The organism is Pseudoselenomonas ruminis, from assembly GCF_008271295.1.
Lineage (GTDB): Bacteria > Bacillota > Negativicutes > Selenomonadales > Selenomonadaceae > Selenomonas_A > Selenomonas_A ruminis.
In genome coordinates this window covers 265,427-286,098 of sequence record NZ_VTOY01000002.1, presented here as the reverse complement: position 1 = coordinate 286,098, position 20,672 = coordinate 265,427, and the positions used below count along the sequence as shown (strand labels likewise).

The window sequence follows — 20,672 nt, the reverse complement described above, 5'->3', positions numbered from 1 at the left end:
TCAGTCAGACAAAAGGAGAATCAGATTATGTGTAAAGAATGCGGCTGTGGTGAGACGAATGGCAATACGCGTCTCCAGTTCTTTGTAAAAGGCTATACGGAAGAAAACGCCAAAGAGGTTGAGAAAGCTCTGCTGGGCCTTCCGGGCGTGCTCTTTGTCCATATCCATGCACATGATGGCGAAACGGTGGTAGATTATGCACCGGCCAAGACAAAGCTTATGGATATCATCGGTGTATTCAGCGCACGTGGTCTTGAGGCTGCTTTGTAATTGATGCGTTAGTATGAGGGGGACCGCTGCTATAATGCGGCGGTCCCTTTGTTATGTACAGATAGGCTGCAGGAGGCCTTGAGGTGCAGGAGGAAAAACTATGCATGAAATGGCGCTGGCGGAGGGCATCTTAGATATTGCCCTGGATTATGCCAAACAAAACGAAGCCAAGCGGATAGCCGAAGTCGGACTGCTCATCGGCGAGATGTCTGGTGTGGAGCAGGAATCCCTGCGGTTTTCGTTTGATATGCTGGTGAAGGGGACGATTGCCGAGGGGGCAAAGCTCGTCATCAAGGATGTGCCCCTTATGGGAAAATGCAGCAAGTGTGGCAAGGAATTCCACATTGAGCATTATGATTTCTGGTGTCCGGAATGTAAGGATGGTGTCCTTACGACGATTTCGGGACGCGAAATGAAGGTAGAGTATTTGGAGGTGGACTGACATGGCAGAGATTCAGGTCATGAAAAATATTTTGGGGGAAAACGACCGCATTGCGGCGGAAAATCAGGCGATGTTTGCCGCCAAGGGGGTATACGTCGTCAATCTGATGGGCTCGCCGGGAGCCGGCAAGACATCGGTGCTCGAAAAGACGATGGAAAAGCTTAAAGACGAGCTTAAGATGGCCGTTATCGAGGGCGACCTTTTTACGAGCAAGGATGCGGACCGCATCGAACGTCATGGCGTTCCCGTCATCCAAATCAATACCGCTGGCGGCTGTCATTTGGATGCGCCGATGGTGCAGAAAGTCGCCCAGCAGATGGATCTTGACAACCTGGACCTCTTGATTGTCGAGAATGTCGGCAATCTGGTCTGCCCGGCCGAGTTTGCCGTCGGCGAAGATGATAAGGCCGTCGTGCTTTCGATTACCGAAGGTGACGATAAACCACTGAAATATCCGCTTATCTTCAAGGAATCAGCCATTGCCATGCTGAACAAAGTCGATATCCTGCCGTACTGCAATTTCAATATGGAGTCGGCCAAAGAGGACATCACGACGCTCCATCCCGGCATGAAGGTGCTGGAGATTTCCTGCACGACCGGGCAGGGCATTGATGAGTGGTGTGACTGGCTGAAGAAAAAAGTAGCGGAGAAGAAAAATGGCTGATGTATTTGGTAATGGCTCGGAGCATGTTTCGAGCATCGACAACGTCCTGCACCGGTCGGAAGTAACGATTCTTGGGGTGGGCAATGTAATTCTGCGCGACGAGGGCTTTGGCGTGCGCGTGGTGGAATACCTCGATGCGCATTATGAGTTTCCTGAAAATGTCCAGCTCGTCGATGGCGGTACGCTTGGAATCGAACTTACCCAGTATATAACCGGAACGGATAAACTGCTGGTCATTGACTCGATCAATGGCGGGGCCGAACCGGGAACGCTGTTTTGTTTCCACAATGATAATGTCATGGAGCATTTCCAGGATAAACTGTCTGCGCATGAAGTGGGGATTCAGGATGTCCTCGGACTGCTTACGGTAACGGGGCATAAGATACCAGAAGTCATCGTTATGGGCGCGCAGCCTTATGACCTGGAGGCCGGGGTGGAACTGTCCGAGGGCATGCAGAAACTGCTGCCCCAGGTCGTGGAAAAGGCCTTGGCAGAGCTTCGGGCCTGGGGGATTGAGCCAAAGAAAAAAGAGGTTCCGGATGCGATGGATTTTGGCGTGGTAGCAGAAGAGGCTATCCGGACGAAAGATAAGGAGCGGTAATATGTGTCTTGCAGTACCAGCAAAAGTGCTAGAAATAGAAAATGCCATTGGTAAAGTAGAGATTTCCGGTGTCAGCCGCGAGGTTTCGATGATGCTGCTGCCAGAGGCAAAGCCTGGCGATTTCGTTCTCGTACATGCAGGGTTTGCCATGCAGATTGTCGACGAGAAGGATGCGGAGGAAAACAACGCCCTGCTGGCAGAAATGAATGGTGCGCCGCGAACCGTCGATACGATTGAGGAGTCGGCTGCTCATGACTAAGAAGGAAGAACGCGAACTGGCCCAACGGCTGGTCAAAGAGATAAAGGCAATGGCCGATAAGACGGGCCGCAAACTGCGATTTATGGAGGTCTGCGGAACGCATACGGTCGCGATTTTCCGGGCGGGTATCCGCCAGCTGCTGCCGGATAATGTGGAGCTCGTTTCGGGTCCGGGGTGTCCGGTCTGCGTGACGCCGGATGATTATATGGACAAGGCCATCGCCTATGCGCAGCATCCCGATGTCATCATCACGACGTTTGGCGATATGCTGAAAGTCCCTGGTACGAAGTCCAGCCTGGGCGAAGCCAAGACGAATGGGGCGGACATCCGCATCGTCTATTCACCGATGGATTCCATTCCGGTGGCGAAGGATAATCCGGACAAGAAGGTCGTATTCCTGGCCGTTGGCTTTGAGACGACGGCGCCGACGGCGGCGGCTACGGTGCTGGCTGCGGAGCAGCAGGGGATTAAGAATCTCTTTATGCTCTCTGCGCATAAACTGGTGCCGCCGGTTATGGAAGTGCTGCTTAATGACGAGCAGGTACATGTGGATGGCTTTATTCTGCCGGGGCATGTTTCGGTGGTAACAGGAACTGGCATTTACGAGCCTATTGTAGAAAAATACCATGTGCCGGGAGTGGTCACCGGATTTGAACCACTGCAGATTTTGCGTGCCCTTTATCGCCTGGTCAAACAGGTGGCAAATGGTGAGGCCAAAGTAGAAAATGAGTATGAGGATGTCGTGCGGCCTGAGGGCAATCCGGTGTCCCAGCGCATTACGGATACGGTCTATGAGCCTGCGGATACGGGGTGGCGCGGCATGGGCATTGTGCCGCTTTCGGGCCTTCGCATGAGAGAAACATACAAGGCCTACGACATTGAACAGGTCATGCCGTTGGCGGCGGTAGAGCTTCCAGCACCGAAAAAGACGGCTTGCCGCTGCGGCGAAGTGCTTCGCGGCATCGTGACGCCGAAAGAGTGCCCGCTGTTTGGCAAGGCCTGTGTGCCGACACATGCTATCGGACCCTGCATGGTTTCGGTTGAGGGTGTTTGTGCCGCCTGGTATAAATATGGTCAGGGGAGATTCGAATATGGTAAGTGATAAAGTAACGCTGGCGCATGGTGCCGGCGGCAAGTTGAGCCAGGAACTCATGGAGGAAGTTATTCTGCCGGCTTATGGCAATCCATTGCTCAATGAGCTTCACGATGGAGCACAGGTGCAAATGGGCGGGCAGGTGGCCTTTACGACGGATTCGTATGTCGTGCAGCCGCTGTTCTTTGCGGGCGGCAATATCGGCAAGCTCGCAGTCTGCGGCACGGTCAATGACCTGGCGATGACGGGCGCGATTCCGCGCTATATTTCGGCCGGTCTCATCATCGAGGAAGGCTTTCCGGTGAAAGACCTCAAGGAAATCCTCGCGACGATGCGCCAGATGGCCGACGAGGCGGGCATCTATATCGTCACGGGTGATACGAAGGTCGTCGAGAAGGGCAAAGCCGATGGCATCTTTATCAACACGGCCGGTATCGGCGATGTCATTCGCGGTACGCATATCTCGCCGAAAAACGTCAAGCCTGGCATGAAGGTCATCCTCTCAGGCTATATCGGTGACCATGCGGCGGCAATCCTGGCTGGCCGTCATGGCCTTACGCTGCCGGATACCATCAAGACGGACTGTGCACCGCTTTGTCACATGACCAAGGCAATGCTTGAGGCGGCACCCGATATTGCAGTGCTTCGCGATCCGACCCGTGGCGGCGTAGCCGCAGTCCTCAATGAGATTGCAGAGGCTTCAGATTGCGGCATTCTTATCGACGAAGAGGCTTTGCCGATTCATGAGGAAGTGCAGGGTGTTTGCGATATCCTCGGTTTCGACCCGCTCTATCTGGCCAATGAGGGCAAGTGCGTGGCATTTGTGCCAGCGGATAAAGCTGACACGGTATTGGATGTTATGAAGCAGAACAAATACGGCCGCGATGCGCGCATCATCGGCGAGGTCACGGAGTCGGCCAAGGGGCAGGTCGGTTTGCGCACGGCTATCGGCGGCATCCGCGTGGTCGATATGCCGCTGGGGAATATCGTTCCGCGCATCTGCTGATTTAGAATTCGGTTAAATTGCTTGCGCCGGCGGGGGTCCTACATTATAATAGTAACCGTTTAAACAGTATGGTTATAAAAGGAAGCGAATCCGATGCAAATAAAACGCTTTTTACCGCTTTGCCTGCTGGCAATGCTGCTGATCAGCAGCATTTGCCAGGCGGAGGAGAATATGCAGTTTGTCGATGCGGACGGTGGCACCGGCTATTATGTCGATGTGAATTCCATCGCTTTTTCGGAGGTTACCGAGACGGTTTACCCAAACCCCATTCCGTCGGCCGACCCGGCCAAGCCGCCGGTGATTTTGCCGCCGCAGGAGGAGACCCGCGAGATTATTACAGCGCGCATTGCTATCGTCAAGGCGTATACCAACCGGCGCTATCTTCAATATGTGAAGTTCGACCCGGCCCGCAGTGAATATCAGGTCCTGGCGTCGAAGACCCAGCAGTACGATACGCGCAAGCAGCTGGAGAAAAGTGATACTCCGCAGATGGTGATGAAATATGGCCCTGAGTCTGCCTACCGGGAAATTGTAGACTTCATTTATGAGCAGAAAAAATAACACGGAAATGACAGCCTTCCTCCACAGAGGAAGGCTTATCGTATAAAGAGGGATGATTATGATGGAACATGCAGGATTAAAAAAGCGTACCGCGTATTTTTCGATTATATCCAACACGATGCTGGTAATCTTGAAACTAATCGTTGGTATCTATGTCGGCGCTGTGAGTTTGATATCGGAGGCCCTGCATTCCGGCGTGGATTTAGTGGCGGCACTTATCGCGTTTTGGGCGATAAAAAAGTCGCTGGTACCGCCAGATGAAGAGCATGATTACGGTCATGGAAAATTCGAAAACCTCTCGGCTGCCGTCGAAGCGCTGCTTATTGTTGCCGCCGCGGGCGGTATCCTTTACGAATCGGTGCTGAAATTCCAGGAGGCGGCAGTGCCAGAGTTCCTGGAATATGGTATCGCTATCATGGTCGTATCCATCCTGGTCAATGTGCTGGTGTCGCGGCGCTTGATTTATGTGGCCAAACTCACCGGATCGCAGGCGTTAGAAGCTGATGGCCTGCATTTGCAGTCGGATGTCTGGACATCGGTAGGCGTTCTCGTCGGTCTCGCACTCATGCAGCTTACGGGCTGGGCCTGGCTCGACTCGGTCATTGCCATCTTTGTGGCCGGAATTATCTTCCGGGCTGGCTGGCGCATGGTGAGTGAATCAGCGATGGAACTCACCGATGCCAGCCTGCCGGAGGAGCAGGAGGACCACATCGTAAAGATTATCGAGAGCGTTCCTGAGGTAGAGAGCTGCCACTGCCTGCGCACGCGCAAGTCTGGTTCCTATAAATTGCTTGACGTTCATGTGCTCTTTGATGGCAATATGCACCTTTCGCGCGTCCATGCGGTCTGTGATGAATTGGAAGAAAAGATTCGCGAAGAGCTCGGAACGTTTGATATTCTGATTCATCCCGAGCCGGCTGGTTCGCATAATCCGGAGACGAAATCGAGTCACTACGAAGATTCACAGCGGCGGACAGAAGAATAAGAATCTCTTAATCAGTATTTCAGCAGGATTTCAAGTAATCCAAGAAAATTTATGGTACAATGGTAGACAAAGTCAAAAAATGAAACGGAGGAGATTGTTCATGAAATTCCGTAAACTGTGCAGTGCATTCCTTAGCACGATTATGCTGGCATCGTCGGTGAGTATGGCCGCCGCCGCAACGCCGGCAACAGTCCAGGATAAACTGGCAGCAATTGAGAAAGACACCTATGGTACGGAGCAGACTGGCGCGCTGACTGACCGCATCAATAAACTGGAGAAAGATTACAATGGAACGCATCGTACGGGCAGCATGATGGCCCGCGTTGATGCTATTTACGACGAGCTTTATACCAATAACGGCAAGACGTCGGTCATGGCCGACCTCAATGCTATCGAATGGAATGTCGACCACAAGGTCAGCATGAATTCCGTAGAAAAACGCATTGCCGATATGGAGATGACCATTGGCGGCAAGACGTCGGAGGGAACGTATCAGAAGCGTATCACGGAATTGTCCAAAGTGTCCTTCGGCACGGCAACGCTGCCGATTGCACAGGTAGAGGTGCCGGCCAATACGCTTATCAAGGTGGCACTGGTTGATCCGGTAAATTCCAAAGAGCTCAAGAAGGGCGACACGGTCCGCTTCCAGGTGGCAAGCGATGTAATCGTCAACAACCGTCTGGTCTTTGCCAAAGGCGAGCCGGGCGAGGGCGTTGTCACGAAAGTAAAACAGGCCAAGAACTTCGGCCGCAACGCCGAAGTACAGATTGACTTCAAGAAGACGAAGGCAATTGATGGCACCTATGTTGAGACGCTCATCGGTGAGGAATCCCAGAAGGAAATGAAGAACCTCGCCATGGCTGCTGGTGCCAGCCTGGCCGGCATTGCGGTGCTGGGACCAATCGGCATTATCGGCGGTGCTTTCATCAACGGTAAGAATATCGAACTGCCGGAAGGTACGGAATTCTACGTGCAGACGAAGTCGGACACGGTTCTCTACGGTGTTGCGACGACGGCTCAGTAAAACCAAATAAAAGTTTTCAGCCTTCCTCGTTGAGGAAGGCTTTATCGTTTTCGCCGGGCGGTGAGGTTTTGCCGTTGGCAAAACGGGAATAATGGCGTTATAATAGAAAGTGGTTTGCCGATTTTTAATTGCGTTTACAGAAGGAGTACCTTTTGATGAATAAAGAGAAGAAAATCCTGGCCGGACTTATGGCGGCGGCAGTGGTGCTGCCAGCAGCTTCCGGCACGGTATCGGCTAAGGATTATCATGCCGATTCGGATACGGGCATTCAGGTCCTCGATTACATTGAAAATGAACATCGCCAGGCGCGCAAGAACCGTCTGACGGACGAGCAGAAAAAACTGCTGGCCGATGCCAAGGCAATGGAGAAGCATCTGCGCCATCCGCTTGATAAGACGCAGCCGTCGCCGGTGGCCTTTGAGGGCGATGACCTCACCTACGATGAACGCGATGGCAGTTTTATCGCCAAGGGCAAGGTCGATATCCTGCAGCTGGACGCACATCGCTTCCAGGGCGAGAACGTCACGGGCAACGTGAAGACCCAGGATATCGAGATTCCGGAAAAGGCCCATGTCCTGCAGATGACGCCGGGACAGATGCGGATTACGCTCGACGGCTATAAGGCGCACTATAACTATGGCAAGAAGACCGGTTCGATGGTGGATGTCAAGGGCAGGGCTGATGCGCATTACATCACGGCCAAGCGCTTTGAGTTCTATCCGGACCATATGGTGGCCTATGATGCCACGGAGACGGAGTGCAGTGCCAAGAAACCGGATTATCATTTCGCCGCCAAGAAAATCACCATCTATCCGCAGAAGAAGATGATGATGGACAAGGTAAAACTCTATCTCAAGGGAACGCCGATTTTTTCGCGCAAGCACTATGAGAAGGATATCACGCCGGGCGCATCGGGCAAAGAAAACTTCCTGCCGCGCATCGGTTATAACAACGACGATAAATTATACCTTAAGTGGGATTTGGAGTTCCCGCTGCAGAAAAATCTGAGCGCGAATGCCAATGTATTGGTAACTACAGCTGACGGCTGGCGCAGCAACTACGACCTGACCTTCAACAATGGCTATCTGCGCACGGGCGTGAAGTATGGCTATTTTGAAGACGATGACGACAAGTGGCTCAAGAAAGAACCGTCGTATTTCTTAAATTACAGCGACCATCTGGCCGGCACGCATTTCACCTACAATGTCGGCGGCGAATACGGGCGCTGGTATGAAAGCGGAATCCACAGCAACCATGGCGAGTACGGGGCAGGCCTTGGCTATGACCCGATTAAATTCCATCGCTATACGCTCTATCTCAATACGGGCTATACCATCACGCATGAGTCTTATGATGATTCCAAGGTATCGGGCATGAAGGGCTCGGCTGTATTGACCAAGGACTTCAACGACCGTTGGGCCGCTTATGCGGGCTATCATTACGACAAGAAGAACGCTCAGAATTCACTGTTCAACTATGATACCGATGATTTCAGCAAGAAATTGCAGAGCGGTTTCAGCTATCGCATCGATGACCGGAATCGTCTGGCCGTTGGCACCAAGTACGACCTCGACCACAGCAAATGGAAGAACGTCGACTATTACTGGTTCCACAGCCTGCACTGCTCGGACATCATCCTGCGCTACAAGTCGATGACCAACCGCTGGAGCGTCCGCTGGCAGTTCAATCCGTGGTAATCGGCGGCGGTGAGACTAGTTCAAAGAAGGATTTATAACGATGAAAAAAGAACTGGAACCTGTTTTGGAAGAAATACAGGGAAAGAATATCCTGGTTATTGGTGATATGGTTGCCGATATATACCTCGATGGGCGCATCTCCCGCATTTCCCGGGAAGCGCCGGTCCTCGTTTTGCAGCAGGCTGGCGAAAAAATCGTCGCCGGTGGTGCGGCCAATGTCGTCAACAATGTGGCCACGCTGGGCGGCAATGTCTTTGCCGTTGGCCTGCTCGGCCTCGACAACGCGGCGCGCGGCCTCAAGGCAGCGCTGGAGAAAAACGGCGCCAATACCGATGGCCTTTTCTGCGATGAGAAGCGTCCGACGATTTCCAAGACGCGCGTCATTGCTGGCGGCCGCGCAACGGTCAGCCAGCAGATTGTGCGCATCGATAAGGAGAGCGATGCGCCGATGACACCGGCGTTCGAGTCGGAAATCATGCAGTATATTGAGAACCTGCTGCCGGATATCGACGGTGTCGTTATCAGCGATTACGGCTCGGGTACGGTGACGCCGAAGATACAGCAGCAGCTCATAAGTTTCTGCCGGGCCCATGATATCCCGAGTATCGTCGATTCGCGCTATGACATCCACCGCTTCAAAGACATCGGCTATGTCAAGCAGAACGACGCCGAGATTGCGGCGGCTGTTGGCAGGGAACTGCCGACGGAGGAGGATATCTATGCGGCCGGTCAGGAGCTCCTCGAAGAACTCGACGCCGATGGCGTTCTCGTAACGCGCGGCGAACTTGGCATGGTGCTGCTCGAAAAAGATGGGGCGATTCACAACATCCCCGTATCCGACAAGAGTGAAGTATTCGATGTATCCGGTGCTGGTGATACCTGCGTGGCTACGGTCATTCTGGCGCTTTCGGCAGGGGTGGAGCCGGCAAGAGCGGCCGAGCTTTCCAATATCGCCAGCGGAATTGCCGTCCGCAAACTCGGAACGAGTACGGTTAGCAAAGATGAACTGAAAAAAGTATTGGAGAAATGATATGCTGATTTCCACTGACGATATCGCCGCTTTTTGCGAAGTGCTTCGCAAAGGAGGCAAAAAAGTCGTCTTTACCAATGGCTGTTTTGACATTTTGCATGCCGGCCATGTTACTTACCTCGAGAAGGCCCGCTCCTTTGGCGACTGCCTCGTGCTGGGCCTCAATACGGATGCTTCGGTCCGTGCCAACAAGGGCCCGAGCCGTCCGATCAACAGTGAATTGGACCGCGCCAAGGTCGTAGGAGCACTGAAGGCCGTTGACTACGTGGTCCTGTTTGGCGAGCAGACAGCGGAAAACTTGATTGCCAAGGTCAAGCCGGATGTCTACGTCAAGGGCGGCGACTACACCCTCGATACGCTGCCCGAAGCTAAAATTGTCATGGGCTATGGCGGCAAAGTCGAATTCGTAAACATGGTCGAGGGACGCTCGACTACGAATGTCATCAAGAAGATTAAACAGGGAGAGGACTAAGGCCTCGATGAAAAATATACTGGTAGTGAAATTAAGTGCCATCGGCGATGTCATTCATGCATTGCCGGTAGCGCATGCCATCAAGGAAACATATCCCGATGCGCATTTGACCTGGGTTGTAGAGCCGCCGGCTTACGACCTGTTGACGATGAATCCCTACATCGATGAAATCATCGTTTTCGAAAAGAAAAAATTCAAATCGCTGGGCGGTTTTCTGGCAAATTATGGCCCGCTCAAGCGAAAAATCCAGCAGCGCCGTTACGATGCCGTGCTGGATTTGCAGGGGCTCTTCAAATCGGCGGCAATTGCCCGCCTTGGACAGGCGCCGGTAAAGCTTGGCATGTGCAACATGCGCGAGTTCAGCGATAAGATATCAAAACCGGTCATCGGGCCTAATGCAGAGGGCCATATCGTCGAGCGTTATCTCGATGTAGCCCGGGCCATCGGCTGCCGCGTGGACAAGGTGGTATTCCCGCTCGAAGTGCCGGAACGCGAGGCGGATTTGACCCGCCGGATTTTCAGCCAGGCTGGTGCCAATATGGAAAATCCCTATGTGGTTTTTGCCATCGGCGCCAACTGGCCGAATAAACGCTGGCCGGTGGAGAACTTCGCCGCACTCAGCGACTGGCTTTATGACCAGCGGCTGATACCTGTCATCGTGGGCGGCGGTGTTGTCGATGAGCAGCGCGCGGCAGAAATCTGTGCCAAGACAGAAATACCGCCAATCAATCTGGTAGGCAGTACGAATTTCAAGCAGCTTACCTATATCTTGCAGAATGCGCAGCTCGTAATCGGCGGTGACACGGGGCCTGTCCATCTTTCAGCTGGTGTCGGCACGAAAACCATCATGCTCATGGGCCCGACGGATGCCAACCGCAACGGCCCCTATGGGCAGCTTGCTAATGCCATCGAGGTGGATCGTTCCTGCAAGTACTGCTGGAAACGGGCCTGCCCGAAAAAACTCGACTGCCTGGCCAATATCCAGGTGAATCAGGTTGAGGAGAAAATCAAGGAATTACTGACGATTTGACGGTAAGGAGATTATCGATGCGGATTAGTCGCTATGATACGAATGGAAATCGCCCGCAGGGGCGATTGGAAAAATATTTTCGCAACATCCAGCAGGATTTGAAGCTCTTCTTCTTCCTGCTGTTCTTGCTTTGCCTTTACCGTGTCGCGTTTATGGGATTGTTGGCCAATTTCATGGGAAGCGATGTGGGGACAGGAGACATCCTGCAGGCGAATTGGACAGGGCTGCGGCTGTCGCTCAAAAGTGCCGGCGGTTTCACTTTGCTTAGTTTTGTGCTGGTCACTTTGCCGGGGATTTTGAACCCGCGCTGGTCCTGGGAGAAAATCCGCCTCGGGATTGGTACGGCCGCTTCGTTTTTGCTGGCCGTGCTTTTTGAAGCGCGGTTTCCTTATTATGAAGAATTCCATATGACGTATGGACTGCAGGTCATGCAGGGCGTTCACGATGACCGCAGTGCGATCTTTATGATGATGGTGCAGGAGTACGGGCTTCCATGGAGGCTGGCCATAGCCATTGCGCTTACCGCGGTGAGCTGGTATATGCTAAAAGTGCTGCTCGAGCGCATGGGGACGTTGGCCTTGCCGAACATGGTCCGTACGCGGCCGGTCTTGACGATGCTCGTGCTGTTTTTGGCAACGGTGTCGTTTGGCTTTGTGACCCGCTTTGGCGGTGGTTTCAACTATGCGACGGGCATCAACTGGGAAAATGCCGGTGTCACGAAGGATGAATTCCTCAACGAATGTATTTTGGACGACGTGCAGGGCATCTATCGGGCCATCCAGTCGGAAAAGCGGATGAAAGCCGGCGACATTTACGGCGTCAAGAAAGACCAGGTCCGCGAAATGGCGGAAAAGGCGGCCGCGCTTAATGGCACTGCGGCAGTTGGGGACGATATCCGTCCGTATATTACGCGGCAGGCACCGGGGGCGAAAATCGCTAAGCCGAAGCACATCTTTATCATTCTTGGTGAGAGCTGGGCGCAGTGGCCAATGCTTGAAAAATATGAGCGGCTTCATGCGGCGGATGGAATCAAAAGCCTGGCCAAGGCTCCGCAGGGATATTACACGCAGTCGTTCATGCCCAATGGGGATTTTACCTCTATCGCCATCACGGGCATGATTACCGGCCTGTCAGAGGTCAATGTCCGGGCGAATTACCAGCCGCGAAGCTTCAAGGAAGTCTATCCGACGGCGATGGCGCCGCAGTTCAAAGAACTGGGTTATCAGGTCGATTTCTGGTATGGTGGTACGCCTTCCTGGGATAATATCCGGAAGCTGGCCTTGGCGCAGGGGTTCGACCATTTCTATGGGTATCCGGATTTCCAGGCGCCTAAGACGAATACTTGGGGAACGAATGACCGGAATTTGTTTGCGGCACTGGGAAAGAGCCTGGGGGATGAACCGCCGACGGTGCATCTCATCATGACGACGTCGAACCATCCGCCGTATAATGTCGATGTGGCAGCGGAAGGCTTTGATCTGGAGAAAGCGAAGGCCGTGGTGCAGGAAATCATCCCGGATGCCTCGGATCCGGATACGCTGGCTTTAGAAATCGGGCATTATTGGTACATGGACAAAGTGGTCACAGAATTTGTCCGCGAAACCATGGCGAAATACCCGGACAGCTTGTTTGTCATCACGGGTGACCATGCGGTCCGTACGAACCCTGGCCCCAAACCGACAATGTTCGAGTTCCAGAGCGTGCCGTTTGTTCTGTATGGGCAAGGCGTGACCAAAGACATTTTGCCGGCCAATGCAGTGGGTGGGCATACGGGGATTGCGCCGACGCTCATCAACCTCATTGCACCGAAGGGGTTCACCTATCATGCGATTGCCCCGGCTATCGGTGAGGCGCCAGTGGCGTTTAATCGTGGCTACTGGCTCAGCAATCAGGTAATGGGACAGGTAGAAAATGACCAGACGGAATCCCTGCCGGGAGTGGCTGGTGGCGATGCTGCCGCCGGACGCGCACAGCTGGATACCTACCTGCCGATGATGCGTACGCTATCCTGGTGGCTGCTCGAAAAAGGAACAACTATGAATTAAGTGGGAAGGAATCTCATGGAATACAAGAATATCCTGGTAATCAATTTGATGCATATCGGTGACTTGATGCTGGCAACGCCAGTCTTGCGTACCCTTCGGGCGAATTATCCCGATGCCCGCATCAGTTTGCTGGCCGACAAGAAGCTCCGCGACCTCGTGGAGCACAATAAGCATATCGATGAATGTCTGCTAATCGACAAAAAGGGCAAGGACGACCATTTCGGTTCTCTTTGGCAGTTTATCGCGGGCCTTCGCAAGAAAAAATTCGATTTGGTCATCAACCTGCATCGCAACGAACGGGCCTCGGCTATCGCAGCCTTCAGTGGTGCGAAACGCATCGTCGGGTACAGCAAACCGGGATTTTCTCTGCTGTTTGACGAAGTCATGCAGAATCCGTCGGTGGCGCATCACATCGGCCGCGGGCCGTTTCAGCTGCTGCCGCCATATCGGTATGTGCCGGGCTGGAAACATCAGGTACATGCTCATTTGGAGGTGCTGAAACAGGCAGTTGGCGTGGAGAAAATCGACGATGGCGGGCTGGAAATGTGGCTGCCGGAAGCAGCGGAAAAAGAAGCGGATGCTTTATGGGCTGAGCATTTTGCCTCCGAGGACAAGGTCATTGCCTTCAATATCGGCGCCAGCTGGCGGACGAAACGCTGGCAGGATAGTTATTTCGCGCAATGCGCTGATGAACTTATCGACCGTGGCTATCAAATCGCTTTCTTCGGCGGTCCGATGGATTGCCGGATTGTCGAAACGTGTATCGCGCAGATGGAAAATCGGGATAGCAGAGCACTTCATATTTTTACCGGTAAAGTAAGCCTTTCCGTACTTGCTGGCCTTTTGCGCCGTTGCTGTCTGTTCCTGACGACGGACAGCGGCCCTATGCATGTTGGCGTGGCTATGAATGTGCCGGTGGTTACCATGTTCGGTGCCAGCCCGGTACCGGGGTTCTATCCCTATGATGCGCGTTCCGTGCTCATAAAGGCACCGGTCGACTGCCATCCCTGCGGCATTCACGAATGCCCCCATCAGGGCGAGGAAAACCTCGCCTGCATGAAGCAGATAAAACCGGCTGTCGTCATGAAGTATGTGGATGAACTGCTGGATAAATACCAGGGAAGGCCGGCATATAAATTGCCGCGACACTACGGCGAGTATCAGTGCCGGATTGTGGAAGCATAAAAGAGGTGTAGTATGGACAAGCAGAAAATACATGATTTTGTCGCGACTGGCCTGCCGTCATGCCGGATCTTGGTCGTGGGCGATGTCATGTTGGATAAATATTTCTATGGCGAGGTCACGCGGATTTCGCCAGAAGCACCGGTGCCAATCACCCATGTGCTGTCGTCCAAGGAGACATTGGGCGGTGCCGCAAATGTGGCACATAACTTAGCGTTGTTGGGCTGTGCTACGGACATCACGGGTTTTGTTGGTGAGGATTATCATTGCCAAAGCCTGCTGGATAAATTTGACGAGCGCGGCATATCCCATAAAGGCCTCGTTCGTACGGGCCGGCCGACTACTACGAAGCTGCGCATCATTGGCGGTCATCAGCAGATGATGCGCCTGGACTTTGAGGAGGCAGAACCTGTGGTTGGCAGTGAGGCAGCTAAGCTGCATGACTACGTCCGCAGAGCATTGTCCGATGGAGTGGATGCTATCATCATCTCGGATTACGGTAAGGGATGCTGCACGCCGGAGACTTGCCAGCAGATCATTGCGGCCGCGCACGAACAGAATGTGCCGGTCGTTATCGATCCCAAGGGTAGCGACTGGAATAAATATGCCGGAGCAGATTATATTACGCCGAATCTCAAGGAAATCAATGAGATACTGCCCGAGCGCATCAAAAATGAAGATGCAGCCGTCGAAAAAGCCGCACATTATGCCATGGAAAAATACCAGTTGAAGAACATCATCGTAACGCGTTCGGAAAATGGCATGACGCTGGTAACCAATGAGAGCATCACGCATATTCCGACAAAGGCCCAGGAGGTCTACGATGTGTCTGGTGCAGGCGATACCGTTATCGCCGTATTCACAGCCGGGATTGCTGGCGGCATTTTGCCGGTGGAAAGTGCCCGGATGGCCAATCTGGCAGCCAGCGTAGTCGTGGCTAAACTTGGAACTTATGCCGTGAGCAAAGAGGAACTTTTGGAAGTATTGTAAGCTTAGGAGGAACCGAATATGATAATCGTAACCGGAGGTGCCGGTTTTATCGGCAGTAACATCGTCAAGGAGCTCAATCGCCGTGGACGCACGGATATCCTTATCGTCGACGACTTGAAAGATGGGCAGAACTACAAAAATCTGCGCGGACTGCAGTTCATCGACTATCAGCATAAAGATGATTTCATGCAGTCTATCGAAAACGATGATTTTGATGGTACCGATATCGATGCGGTGTTCCATGAAGGTGCCTGCTCCGATACGATGGAGTACGATGTCAACTTCATGATGCGCGTCAACTATGAGTATTCCAAATCTCTGCTGCATTTCTGCCTGCAGCATCGCATTCCGTTCCTCTATGCTTCTTCTGCATCGACGTACGGCAGCGGCAAACATGGCTTCCGCGAGGGGGATGAATGCGAAGATGCATTGAATCCCTATGCGTTCTCGAAGCTGGCTTTTGATCGCTACGTCCGTCAGGTCATGCCGGAAGCCAAGAGCCAGATTGTCGGGCTCAAGTATTTCAACGTCTACGGTCCTCAGGAACATCATAAAGGCAAGATGGCGTCCATCTTCTATCAGCTTTACAATCAGATTAACGAATCGGGCAAGGTACGCCTGTTCAAGGGCTGGGGCGATATCAACGGCACGCCGGTCAAAGATGGCGAGCAGCGCCGTGACTTTGTCTATGTCAAAGATGTTGTAAACGTCAACCTCTGGTTCTGGGAGAACAAGGGGAAAAGCGGCATTTACAACTGTGGTACGGGCCAGGCACATACGTACAACGAAGTTGCGAAGGCCGTTATCGCCGCTATGGGCAAGGGCGAAATCTCCTATCGGGAATTCCCGGAAGTTCTCAAGGGCAAATACCAGAACTATACGGAAGCAGATACGACAAAGCTTTTGGCCGCTGGTTATGATGAGGGATTCCACGAGATGGGCGATGCGGTAAAAGAATACGTCGAGTTCCTCGACAATGGTGGTTATTTTGCATACGGAAAATAAAAAAGCGGTCTTTTTTGACCGCGATGGAACCTTGAATGTGGATATTCATTATCTGCATCGTCCGGAAGATTTTATCTGGATTGAAGGGGCTAAAGAGGCCATAAAATACGTCAATGACCGGGGCTATCTTGCTATCCTTGTTACCAATCAGAGCGGTATTGCCCGTGGGTATTATCCAGAAGAAGATGTAAGGAAAGTCTACGACTGGATGAACGCGGAACTTGCCAGGATAGGAGCGCATCTCGATGCGCTCTTTTTCTGCCCGCATCATCCGGAGGGCAAAGCCCCAGTGTATACCAAAGTATGTGACTGCCGTAAACCTGCAACCGGGATGATTGACAGGGCTTGTGAGCAGTACCGGATTGACCGGTCAAAATCCTATTTTGTAGGAGACAGCGATGGCGACATGGAATGTGCGAAGAGAGCTGGGCTTACGGGGCTCCCTTACAAATCCGGCAGTCTGCTCGCTTGCGTGAAGGATAGATTGTGAGGTAGCATGTTTTCACGTTTCTTTGCAGGAATCCGGCAGGATTTCAAACGAATGTTAGTGGCACCGTATCTGTTTTCGAAGCAAGAAAATATTACAAGGGGGGATTCCTTGTGACGTTGTTGTTTTTTGCCATTCTTCCGATTCTGTGGCTGATTCTGGCCCTCTCCGTGTTGAAAATGGCAGCTTGGAAGGCTTGTCCCGTAGCCCTGCTGTTATCGCTTTGGGCCAGCGTCAATTTTTTTGGTTTGCCTTGGGATTATACGGCCAGTGCAGTGCTGGAAGGAACAGCACTAGCCTGTTGGCCGATTCTGCTCATTATCACGGCAACGATCTATACCTATCATTTGTCGGTGCATACAGGAGGCATGGAGCGGATAAAAGCTATGCTTACTTCTGTCAGCAGTGATTACCGCATACTCATTTTGCTCATTGCTTTGGGGTTTGGCGGTTTTTTGGAGGGCATGGCAGGATTCGGCACGGCAGTGGCTATCCCTGCAAGTATGCTCGCCGGGATGGGGATAAATCCTGTCTGTGCAGTTGCGGTCTGTCTGGTAGCGAATTTTGTGCCTTCGGCCTATGGGTCGATTGGAATTCCGCTGGTGACTTTATCGGGAATCATGGGGACGGACCCGGTTCAGCTTGCTACTTATGTGGCTTTGCAAGTCAGCATACTGGGAATGTTTTGTCCCTTTCTGATGGTGGCAATTGCCGGTGGTGGCTGGCGGGCAGTAAAAGGGGTAGTGCCGGTATGCCTGGCGGCAGGCGGCAGTTACGTGCTTACGCAGCTGGGGGTATCGTTTTTCCTTGGCCCGGAACTGGCAGGCGTTGCTGGTGCAATCTGCACGATGGGCGCTATAGTCGGTGTGGTGCGATTCTGCCCGCCGCAGGAAGATTCCTATGTGTTGCAGCGGGACGATGCCCCGTCGGTCAGTAAAGAACAGGCTTTTTTTGCCTGGCTGCCGTTTGTGCTGATTTTCATCCTGCTGCTGCTGACAAGTAAGCTGGTGCCGGCAATCTATGATTCCATCTCGCAGATTCGCACTTCGGTGCTCATTTACAAAGGTGAGGGCGGCAGTCCTTATACCTTCCACTGGATTGCTACGCCGGGCATGGTGATTTTCTTCGCCACATTCCTCAGTGGATGCCTGCAGAAAACACCAGCGCGTGATATGGCGCTGGTCCTGCGGAAAACGATAACCAGTCTGCGGCCGACGTTTGTAACCATTGTCAGCATTATTGCTACGGCTAAGGTTATGGGGTACAGTGGCATGACGACGACGATTGCCGACCATACCGTGGCAGCGACGGGGCTCCTGTATCCGGCTATTGCCGCTTTCATTGGGTCGGTAGGCGGATTCATCACAGGCTCAGCAACGAGCACTTGCATCCTTTTAGGCAAGCTGCAGATGGATGCCGCCATTGCTATCGGTGCTACCGAAAGCATGCAGGTATGGATCGCAGCCGCGAATGCCACGGGGGCATGTGCAGGAAAGCTCATTGCCCCGCAGAGTATTGCCATCGGTGTCGCCGCCATTGGCGCTGTCGGCCGCGGCAACGAAAGTCAGTTGTTGGTTTTGGGGATGAAGATATACCTGCCATTCATTATCCTGCTGGGATTGCTCGTATACTTTGGCAGTGGACTATTGTAAGGAAATAAATGCGAAATCCGCACGGAAAGTGCGGATTTTTTTATAGGGGATGTGGTATAATATGTTGTTAGAAAGTTTTACGTTATGGGAGAATACACGTGAGAATTTATGATTGCTTTACATTTTATAACGAAATAGAGCTTTTGGAATGGCGCTTGAAAATGTTGTATGATGTTGTGGATTTCTTCGTTATTGTCGAGGCAAACCGCACGTTTCAAAATGGGGTAAAGCCATTCTATCTGGAACAGCAGAAAGATAAAATCGCGCAATACTGGGACAAGATACGGTATTTGCAGATAGAAGACGGTATTCCTTATACGGATGACTGGTCCATCGAAATATACCAGCGCAATTACATCCGTCATGGTTTGACCGACTGCCATCCGGATGATATTGTGATTATTGGCGATGTGGATGAATTGCCAGACCCTAATGTATTGAGACGAATGAAAGAAGGCCAGGTTCCGGTCAATATTTTCAAACCTTCGGGCTATGTGGCGGAACGAAGCGGGGTACGGGGGCTGTCGCGGAACGGACGCTGCCTGTTGAAAGCCTTGCCGTATGCCACCAAAAAAAATAATCTGCTGGATTTTTTGGATCATAGTCCGGTGGTCTGTGAGCAACGGATGTTCGAGTTCTTTGCGAACTATGAATGTCCTTATCATTGGTGCGGTTCCATCATCAGCAAAGGTAAAAACTTTACGACACCGCAGGGATTGCGGCGGTTACGGAATAATTTACCCCTTGTAGAAGGAGGATGGCATTTTTCATCATTAGGGGGCGTGGAGGTAATCAAGCGTAAGATATACACAACGTCTGATGGAATGAACAATGAAGTTCTGAAAATGCCGGAAAATGAACGGGATGCTTTTATAAAAAAACAGGTGGAACAAGGTTGTATTTGGTGGTCGAATACAAAATTGAAAAAATTGCCCAGAGAGGCTTTGTCCGATATACCGGAATACGATTGGTTTATAGAAAAGTATCCACAGATGACCGTATAAATGTTGCATAGTAGGGAAGGTTAAATATGCGTTTTGCAATAATGGAAAGTGTAGTTACACCAGGCGGGCACGAGATTGATTTTGACCGTATATTGGTGGAAGAATTGACGGCGTTGGGACATAGTGTGGAATTCTATGTGCCGGAAGGACATGAATTCAAATGGAACTATGGTGTTCCGGTTCATCATATTCCGGGAACTGGCGTATCGTATCGTGGTGCGCATGGTATCAAGAAAATCCTCCTGTCGGCGAAGCGGGAATGGCATCGGCAAAAATGGTATAAGGCTATGTATGACTTTGCGAAAAAGGACGCTTTCGATGCCATTATTTTCCCTTCGGCCACCTACCGTTACCTACGGGCGCTGAAACACAGCCCGCTGAAAAATTCGCCGCTGCCGGTTTTGTTCCTGATACACGGCGCGACGCCGGCTGAGGCAAGAAAACTCAACGCAGAAGCCAAGGTCTTTGATCATCGTCCGAATGTCCGCATCGGGGTGCAGACTTTTGCCAAGGACAAACTGGACTTGACTGCCAAACATCTGCGGGTATATGGGCCGCCTAACTACATCCCGCGCGACATCGAATATGCGCCATCGTTTCCAGAGGCAGATGAGGTCTTGACGATTGGTTTCTTTGGACAGTATCGCCGTGAAAAGAATCTGGAACTGTTCCTGCAGGCATTTTTGGCCGGAAAATATGACCGCAAGGTGAAACTTTTTGTACAGGGGGCTACCCAGACGCAGGCGGATGCCGATGATTTTGACCGCATTATCCGGAAATACAAGGAAAATCCGCTGGTGGAATTTTTGCATAAGCCTTTGATTGGCATCGAATGGCAAAAAGGTCTGGCCAGTGTAGATGCGCTCGCCATTCCCTATGGGAATGAGCGGTATCTCTACCATACTTCGGCTTTGATTAGCAATGCGATGGGGTATCAGAAACCTGTAATTATGGCGGATAATGTGAATCCGGAGATACTAGCAAGGTATGATATAGGAAAATCCTTCGCCAATGGCGATATGCAAGGGTTGACGGCGGCACTCGAGGACTTCGTGAACCATTACGACGAGCAGAAAATGATGTATCAGCAGGAACTGGCAAAAGCCTATGCGGATTATTCTCCGCGTATCCTGGCGCAAAATATCGCGGCGTTAGCAGAGTAAGTAGAGGGAA

General features: G+C 52.2%; 22 protein-coding genes. All 22 read left to right on the top strand.

From position 1 onward, the window contains the following. Positions 1-27 precede the first annotated feature (27 nt). The 22 genes from FZ040_RS05070 (at position 28) to FZ040_RS04965 (ending at position 20,662) form a co-directional block, all read left to right on the top strand. Entirely contained in the window at positions 28-270 is a 243-nt protein-coding gene (locus FZ040_RS05070) for a hypothetical protein (protein ID WP_033170425.1), read from the top strand. A 100-nt stretch (positions 271-370) separates the two neighbouring features. Further along, positions 371-712, top strand: coding sequence for a hydrogenase maturation nickel metallochaperone HypA (gene hypA, locus FZ040_RS05065; protein WP_149171002.1), 342 nt, complete (start codon positions 371-373; stop codon positions 710-712). A 1-nt stretch (position 713) separates the two neighbouring features. Then, positions 714-1,376, top strand: coding sequence for a hydrogenase nickel incorporation protein HypB (gene hypB / locus FZ040_RS05060; RefSeq protein ID WP_149171001.1), 663 nt, complete (start codon positions 714-716; stop codon positions 1,374-1,376). Next, positions 1,369-1,977, top strand: a complete 609-nt coding sequence (locus FZ040_RS05055) for a HyaD/HybD family hydrogenase maturation endopeptidase (RefSeq protein WP_149171000.1) — start codon at positions 1,369-1,371, stop codon at positions 1,975-1,977. The genes hypB and FZ040_RS05055 overlap by 8 nt, the downstream gene beginning before the upstream one ends. A 1-nt stretch (position 1,978) precedes the next feature. After that, positions 1,979-2,236, top strand: coding sequence for a HypC/HybG/HupF family hydrogenase formation chaperone (locus FZ040_RS05050; RefSeq protein ID WP_149170999.1), 258 nt, complete (start codon positions 1,979-1,981; stop codon positions 2,234-2,236). A 49-nt stretch (positions 2,237-2,285) separates the two neighbouring features. Further along, a complete protein-coding gene (gene hypD, locus FZ040_RS05045; protein WP_255448764.1) occupies positions 2,286-3,338 on the top strand; it encodes a hydrogenase formation protein HypD in 1,053 nt (350 codons plus the stop codon). Next, positions 3,328-4,335, top strand: a complete 1,008-nt coding sequence (gene hypE / locus FZ040_RS05040; RefSeq protein WP_149170997.1) for a hydrogenase expression/formation protein HypE — start codon at positions 3,328-3,330, stop codon at positions 4,333-4,335. Before hypD ends, hypE begins: the two co-directional genes overlap by 11 nt. A 93-nt stretch (positions 4,336-4,428) precedes the next feature. Beyond that, on the top strand, positions 4,429-4,896 hold the full coding sequence (locus tag FZ040_RS05035) for a hypothetical protein (protein ID WP_149170996.1): 468 nt from the start codon (positions 4,429-4,431) through the stop codon (positions 4,894-4,896). A gap of 52 nt (positions 4,897-4,948) precedes the next feature. Then, positions 4,949-5,881, top strand: a complete 933-nt coding sequence (locus FZ040_RS05030; RefSeq protein WP_439653905.1) for a cation diffusion facilitator family transporter — start codon at positions 4,949-4,951, stop codon at positions 5,879-5,881. A gap of 100 nt (positions 5,882-5,981) precedes the next feature. Continuing rightward, positions 5,982-6,905, top strand: coding sequence for a hypothetical protein (locus FZ040_RS05025; RefSeq protein WP_149170994.1), 924 nt, complete (start codon positions 5,982-5,984; stop codon positions 6,903-6,905). A gap of 155 nt (positions 6,906-7,060) precedes the next feature. Then, complete coding sequence (locus FZ040_RS05020; RefSeq protein WP_149170993.1) at positions 7,061-8,602, top strand: LPS-assembly protein LptD; 1,542 nt, start codon at positions 7,061-7,063, stop codon at positions 8,600-8,602. A 40-nt stretch (positions 8,603-8,642) separates the two neighbouring features. Then, positions 8,643-9,632, top strand: coding sequence for a bifunctional heptose 7-phosphate kinase/heptose 1-phosphate adenyltransferase (locus tag FZ040_RS05015; RefSeq protein WP_149170992.1), 990 nt, complete (start codon positions 8,643-8,645; stop codon positions 9,630-9,632). A gap of 1 nt (position 9,633) precedes the next feature. Next, entirely contained in the window at positions 9,634-10,104 is a 471-nt protein-coding gene (gene rfaE2, locus FZ040_RS05010) for a D-glycero-beta-D-manno-heptose 1-phosphate adenylyltransferase (RefSeq protein WP_149170991.1), read from the top strand. Positions 10,105-10,111: 7 nt separating this feature from the next. Beyond that, positions 10,112-11,134, top strand: coding sequence for a glycosyltransferase family 9 protein (locus FZ040_RS05005; protein ID WP_149170990.1), 1,023 nt, complete (start codon positions 10,112-10,114; stop codon positions 11,132-11,134). A 17-nt stretch (positions 11,135-11,151) separates the two neighbouring features. Beyond that, the gene (locus tag FZ040_RS05000; protein WP_149170989.1) at positions 11,152-13,179 is read left to right on the top strand and encodes an LTA synthase family protein; all 2,028 of its coding nucleotides are present in this window, start codon (positions 11,152-11,154) and stop codon (positions 13,177-13,179) included. Between the two features lie 15 nt (positions 13,180-13,194). Then, a complete protein-coding gene (locus tag FZ040_RS04995) occupies positions 13,195-14,364 on the top strand; it encodes a glycosyltransferase family 9 protein (RefSeq protein WP_149170988.1) in 1,170 nt (389 codons plus the stop codon). Between the two features lie 12 nt (positions 14,365-14,376). Further along, positions 14,377-15,351, top strand: coding sequence for a D-glycero-beta-D-manno-heptose-7-phosphate kinase (gene rfaE1, locus FZ040_RS04990; RefSeq protein WP_033170438.1), 975 nt, complete (start codon positions 14,377-14,379; stop codon positions 15,349-15,351). An 18-nt stretch (positions 15,352-15,369) separates the two neighbouring features. After that, positions 15,370-16,356, top strand: a complete 987-nt coding sequence (rfaD, locus tag FZ040_RS04985) for an ADP-glyceromanno-heptose 6-epimerase (RefSeq protein ID WP_149170987.1) — start codon at positions 15,370-15,372, stop codon at positions 16,354-16,356. Next, positions 16,328-16,846 carry a D-glycero-alpha-D-manno-heptose-1,7-bisphosphate 7-phosphatase gene (locus FZ040_RS04980; protein WP_149170986.1) on the top strand — a complete coding sequence of 173 codons (519 nt, stop codon included), beginning with the start codon at positions 16,328-16,330 and terminating at the stop codon, positions 16,844-16,846. Before rfaD ends, FZ040_RS04980 begins: the two co-directional genes overlap by 29 nt. Before the next feature lie 110 nt (positions 16,847-16,956). Then, positions 16,957-18,495 carry an L-lactate permease gene (locus tag FZ040_RS04975; RefSeq protein WP_149170985.1) on the top strand — a complete coding sequence of 513 codons (1,539 nt, stop codon included), beginning with the start codon at positions 16,957-16,959 and terminating at the stop codon, positions 18,493-18,495. A 98-nt stretch (positions 18,496-18,593) separates the two neighbouring features. Next, entirely contained in the window at positions 18,594-19,499 is a 906-nt protein-coding gene (locus FZ040_RS04970) for a glycosyltransferase family 17 protein (protein WP_149170984.1), read from the top strand. A 26-nt stretch (positions 19,500-19,525) separates the two neighbouring features. Next, positions 19,526-20,662, top strand: a complete 1,137-nt coding sequence (locus tag FZ040_RS04965; RefSeq protein ID WP_149170983.1) for a glycosyltransferase — start codon at positions 19,526-19,528, stop codon at positions 20,660-20,662. The last annotated feature ends 10 nt before the right edge of the window (positions 20,663-20,672 follow it).

Excerpts from the sequence above, each read along its gene's own strand:
- hypE (WP_149170997.1), top strand. The coding sequence starts at position 3,328 with ATGGTAAGTGATAAAGTAACGCTGGCGCATGGTGCCGGCGGCAAGTTG.
- FZ040_RS05050 (WP_149170999.1), top strand. The coding sequence starts at position 1,979 with ATGTGTCTTGCAGTACCAGCAAAAGTGCTAGAAATAGAAAATGCCATT.
- rfaD (WP_149170987.1), top strand. The coding sequence starts at position 15,370 with ATGATAATCGTAACCGGAGGTGCCGGTTTTATCGGCAGTAACATCGTC.
- FZ040_RS05000 (WP_149170989.1), top strand. The coding sequence starts at position 11,152 with ATGCGGATTAGTCGCTATGATACGAATGGAAATCGCCCGCAGGGGCGA.
- FZ040_RS05025 (WP_149170994.1), top strand. The coding sequence starts at position 5,982 with ATGAAATTCCGTAAACTGTGCAGTGCATTCCTTAGCACGATTATGCTG.
- FZ040_RS05005 (WP_149170990.1), top strand. The coding sequence starts at position 10,112 with ATGAAAAATATACTGGTAGTGAAATTAAGTGCCATCGGCGATGTCATT.
- FZ040_RS04995 (WP_149170988.1), top strand. The coding sequence starts at position 13,195 with ATGGAATACAAGAATATCCTGGTAATCAATTTGATGCATATCGGTGAC.
- FZ040_RS05055 (WP_149171000.1), top strand. The coding sequence starts at position 1,369 with ATGGCTGATGTATTTGGTAATGGCTCGGAGCATGTTTCGAGCATCGAC.
- FZ040_RS05020 (WP_149170993.1), top strand. The coding sequence starts at position 7,061 with ATGAATAAAGAGAAGAAAATCCTGGCCGGACTTATGGCGGCGGCAGTG.
- FZ040_RS05015 (WP_149170992.1), top strand. The coding sequence starts at position 8,643 with ATGAAAAAAGAACTGGAACCTGTTTTGGAAGAAATACAGGGAAAGAAT.
- FZ040_RS04965 (WP_149170983.1), top strand. The coding sequence starts at position 19,526 with ATGCGTTTTGCAATAATGGAAAGTGTAGTTACACCAGGCGGGCACGAG.
- rfaE1 (WP_033170438.1), top strand. The coding sequence starts at position 14,377 with ATGGACAAGCAGAAAATACATGATTTTGTCGCGACTGGCCTGCCGTCA.
- FZ040_RS05070 (WP_033170425.1), top strand. The coding sequence starts at position 28 with ATGTGTAAAGAATGCGGCTGTGGTGAGACGAATGGCAATACGCGTCTC.
- hypA (WP_149171002.1), top strand. The coding sequence starts at position 371 with ATGCATGAAATGGCGCTGGCGGAGGGCATCTTAGATATTGCCCTGGAT.
- hypB (WP_149171001.1), top strand. The coding sequence starts at position 714 with ATGGCAGAGATTCAGGTCATGAAAAATATTTTGGGGGAAAACGACCGC.
- rfaE2 (WP_149170991.1), top strand. The coding sequence starts at position 9,634 with ATGCTGATTTCCACTGACGATATCGCCGCTTTTTGCGAAGTGCTTCGC.
- hypD (WP_255448764.1), top strand. The coding sequence starts at position 2,286 with ATGGCCGATAAGACGGGCCGCAAACTGCGATTTATGGAGGTCTGCGGA.
- FZ040_RS05035 (WP_149170996.1), top strand. The coding sequence starts at position 4,429 with ATGCAAATAAAACGCTTTTTACCGCTTTGCCTGCTGGCAATGCTGCTG.
- FZ040_RS04980 (WP_149170986.1), top strand. The coding sequence starts at position 16,328 with ATGGTGGTTATTTTGCATACGGAAAATAAAAAAGCGGTCTTTTTTGAC.
- FZ040_RS05030 (WP_439653905.1), top strand. The coding sequence starts at position 4,949 with ATGATTATGATGGAACATGCAGGATTAAAAAAGCGTACCGCGTATTTT.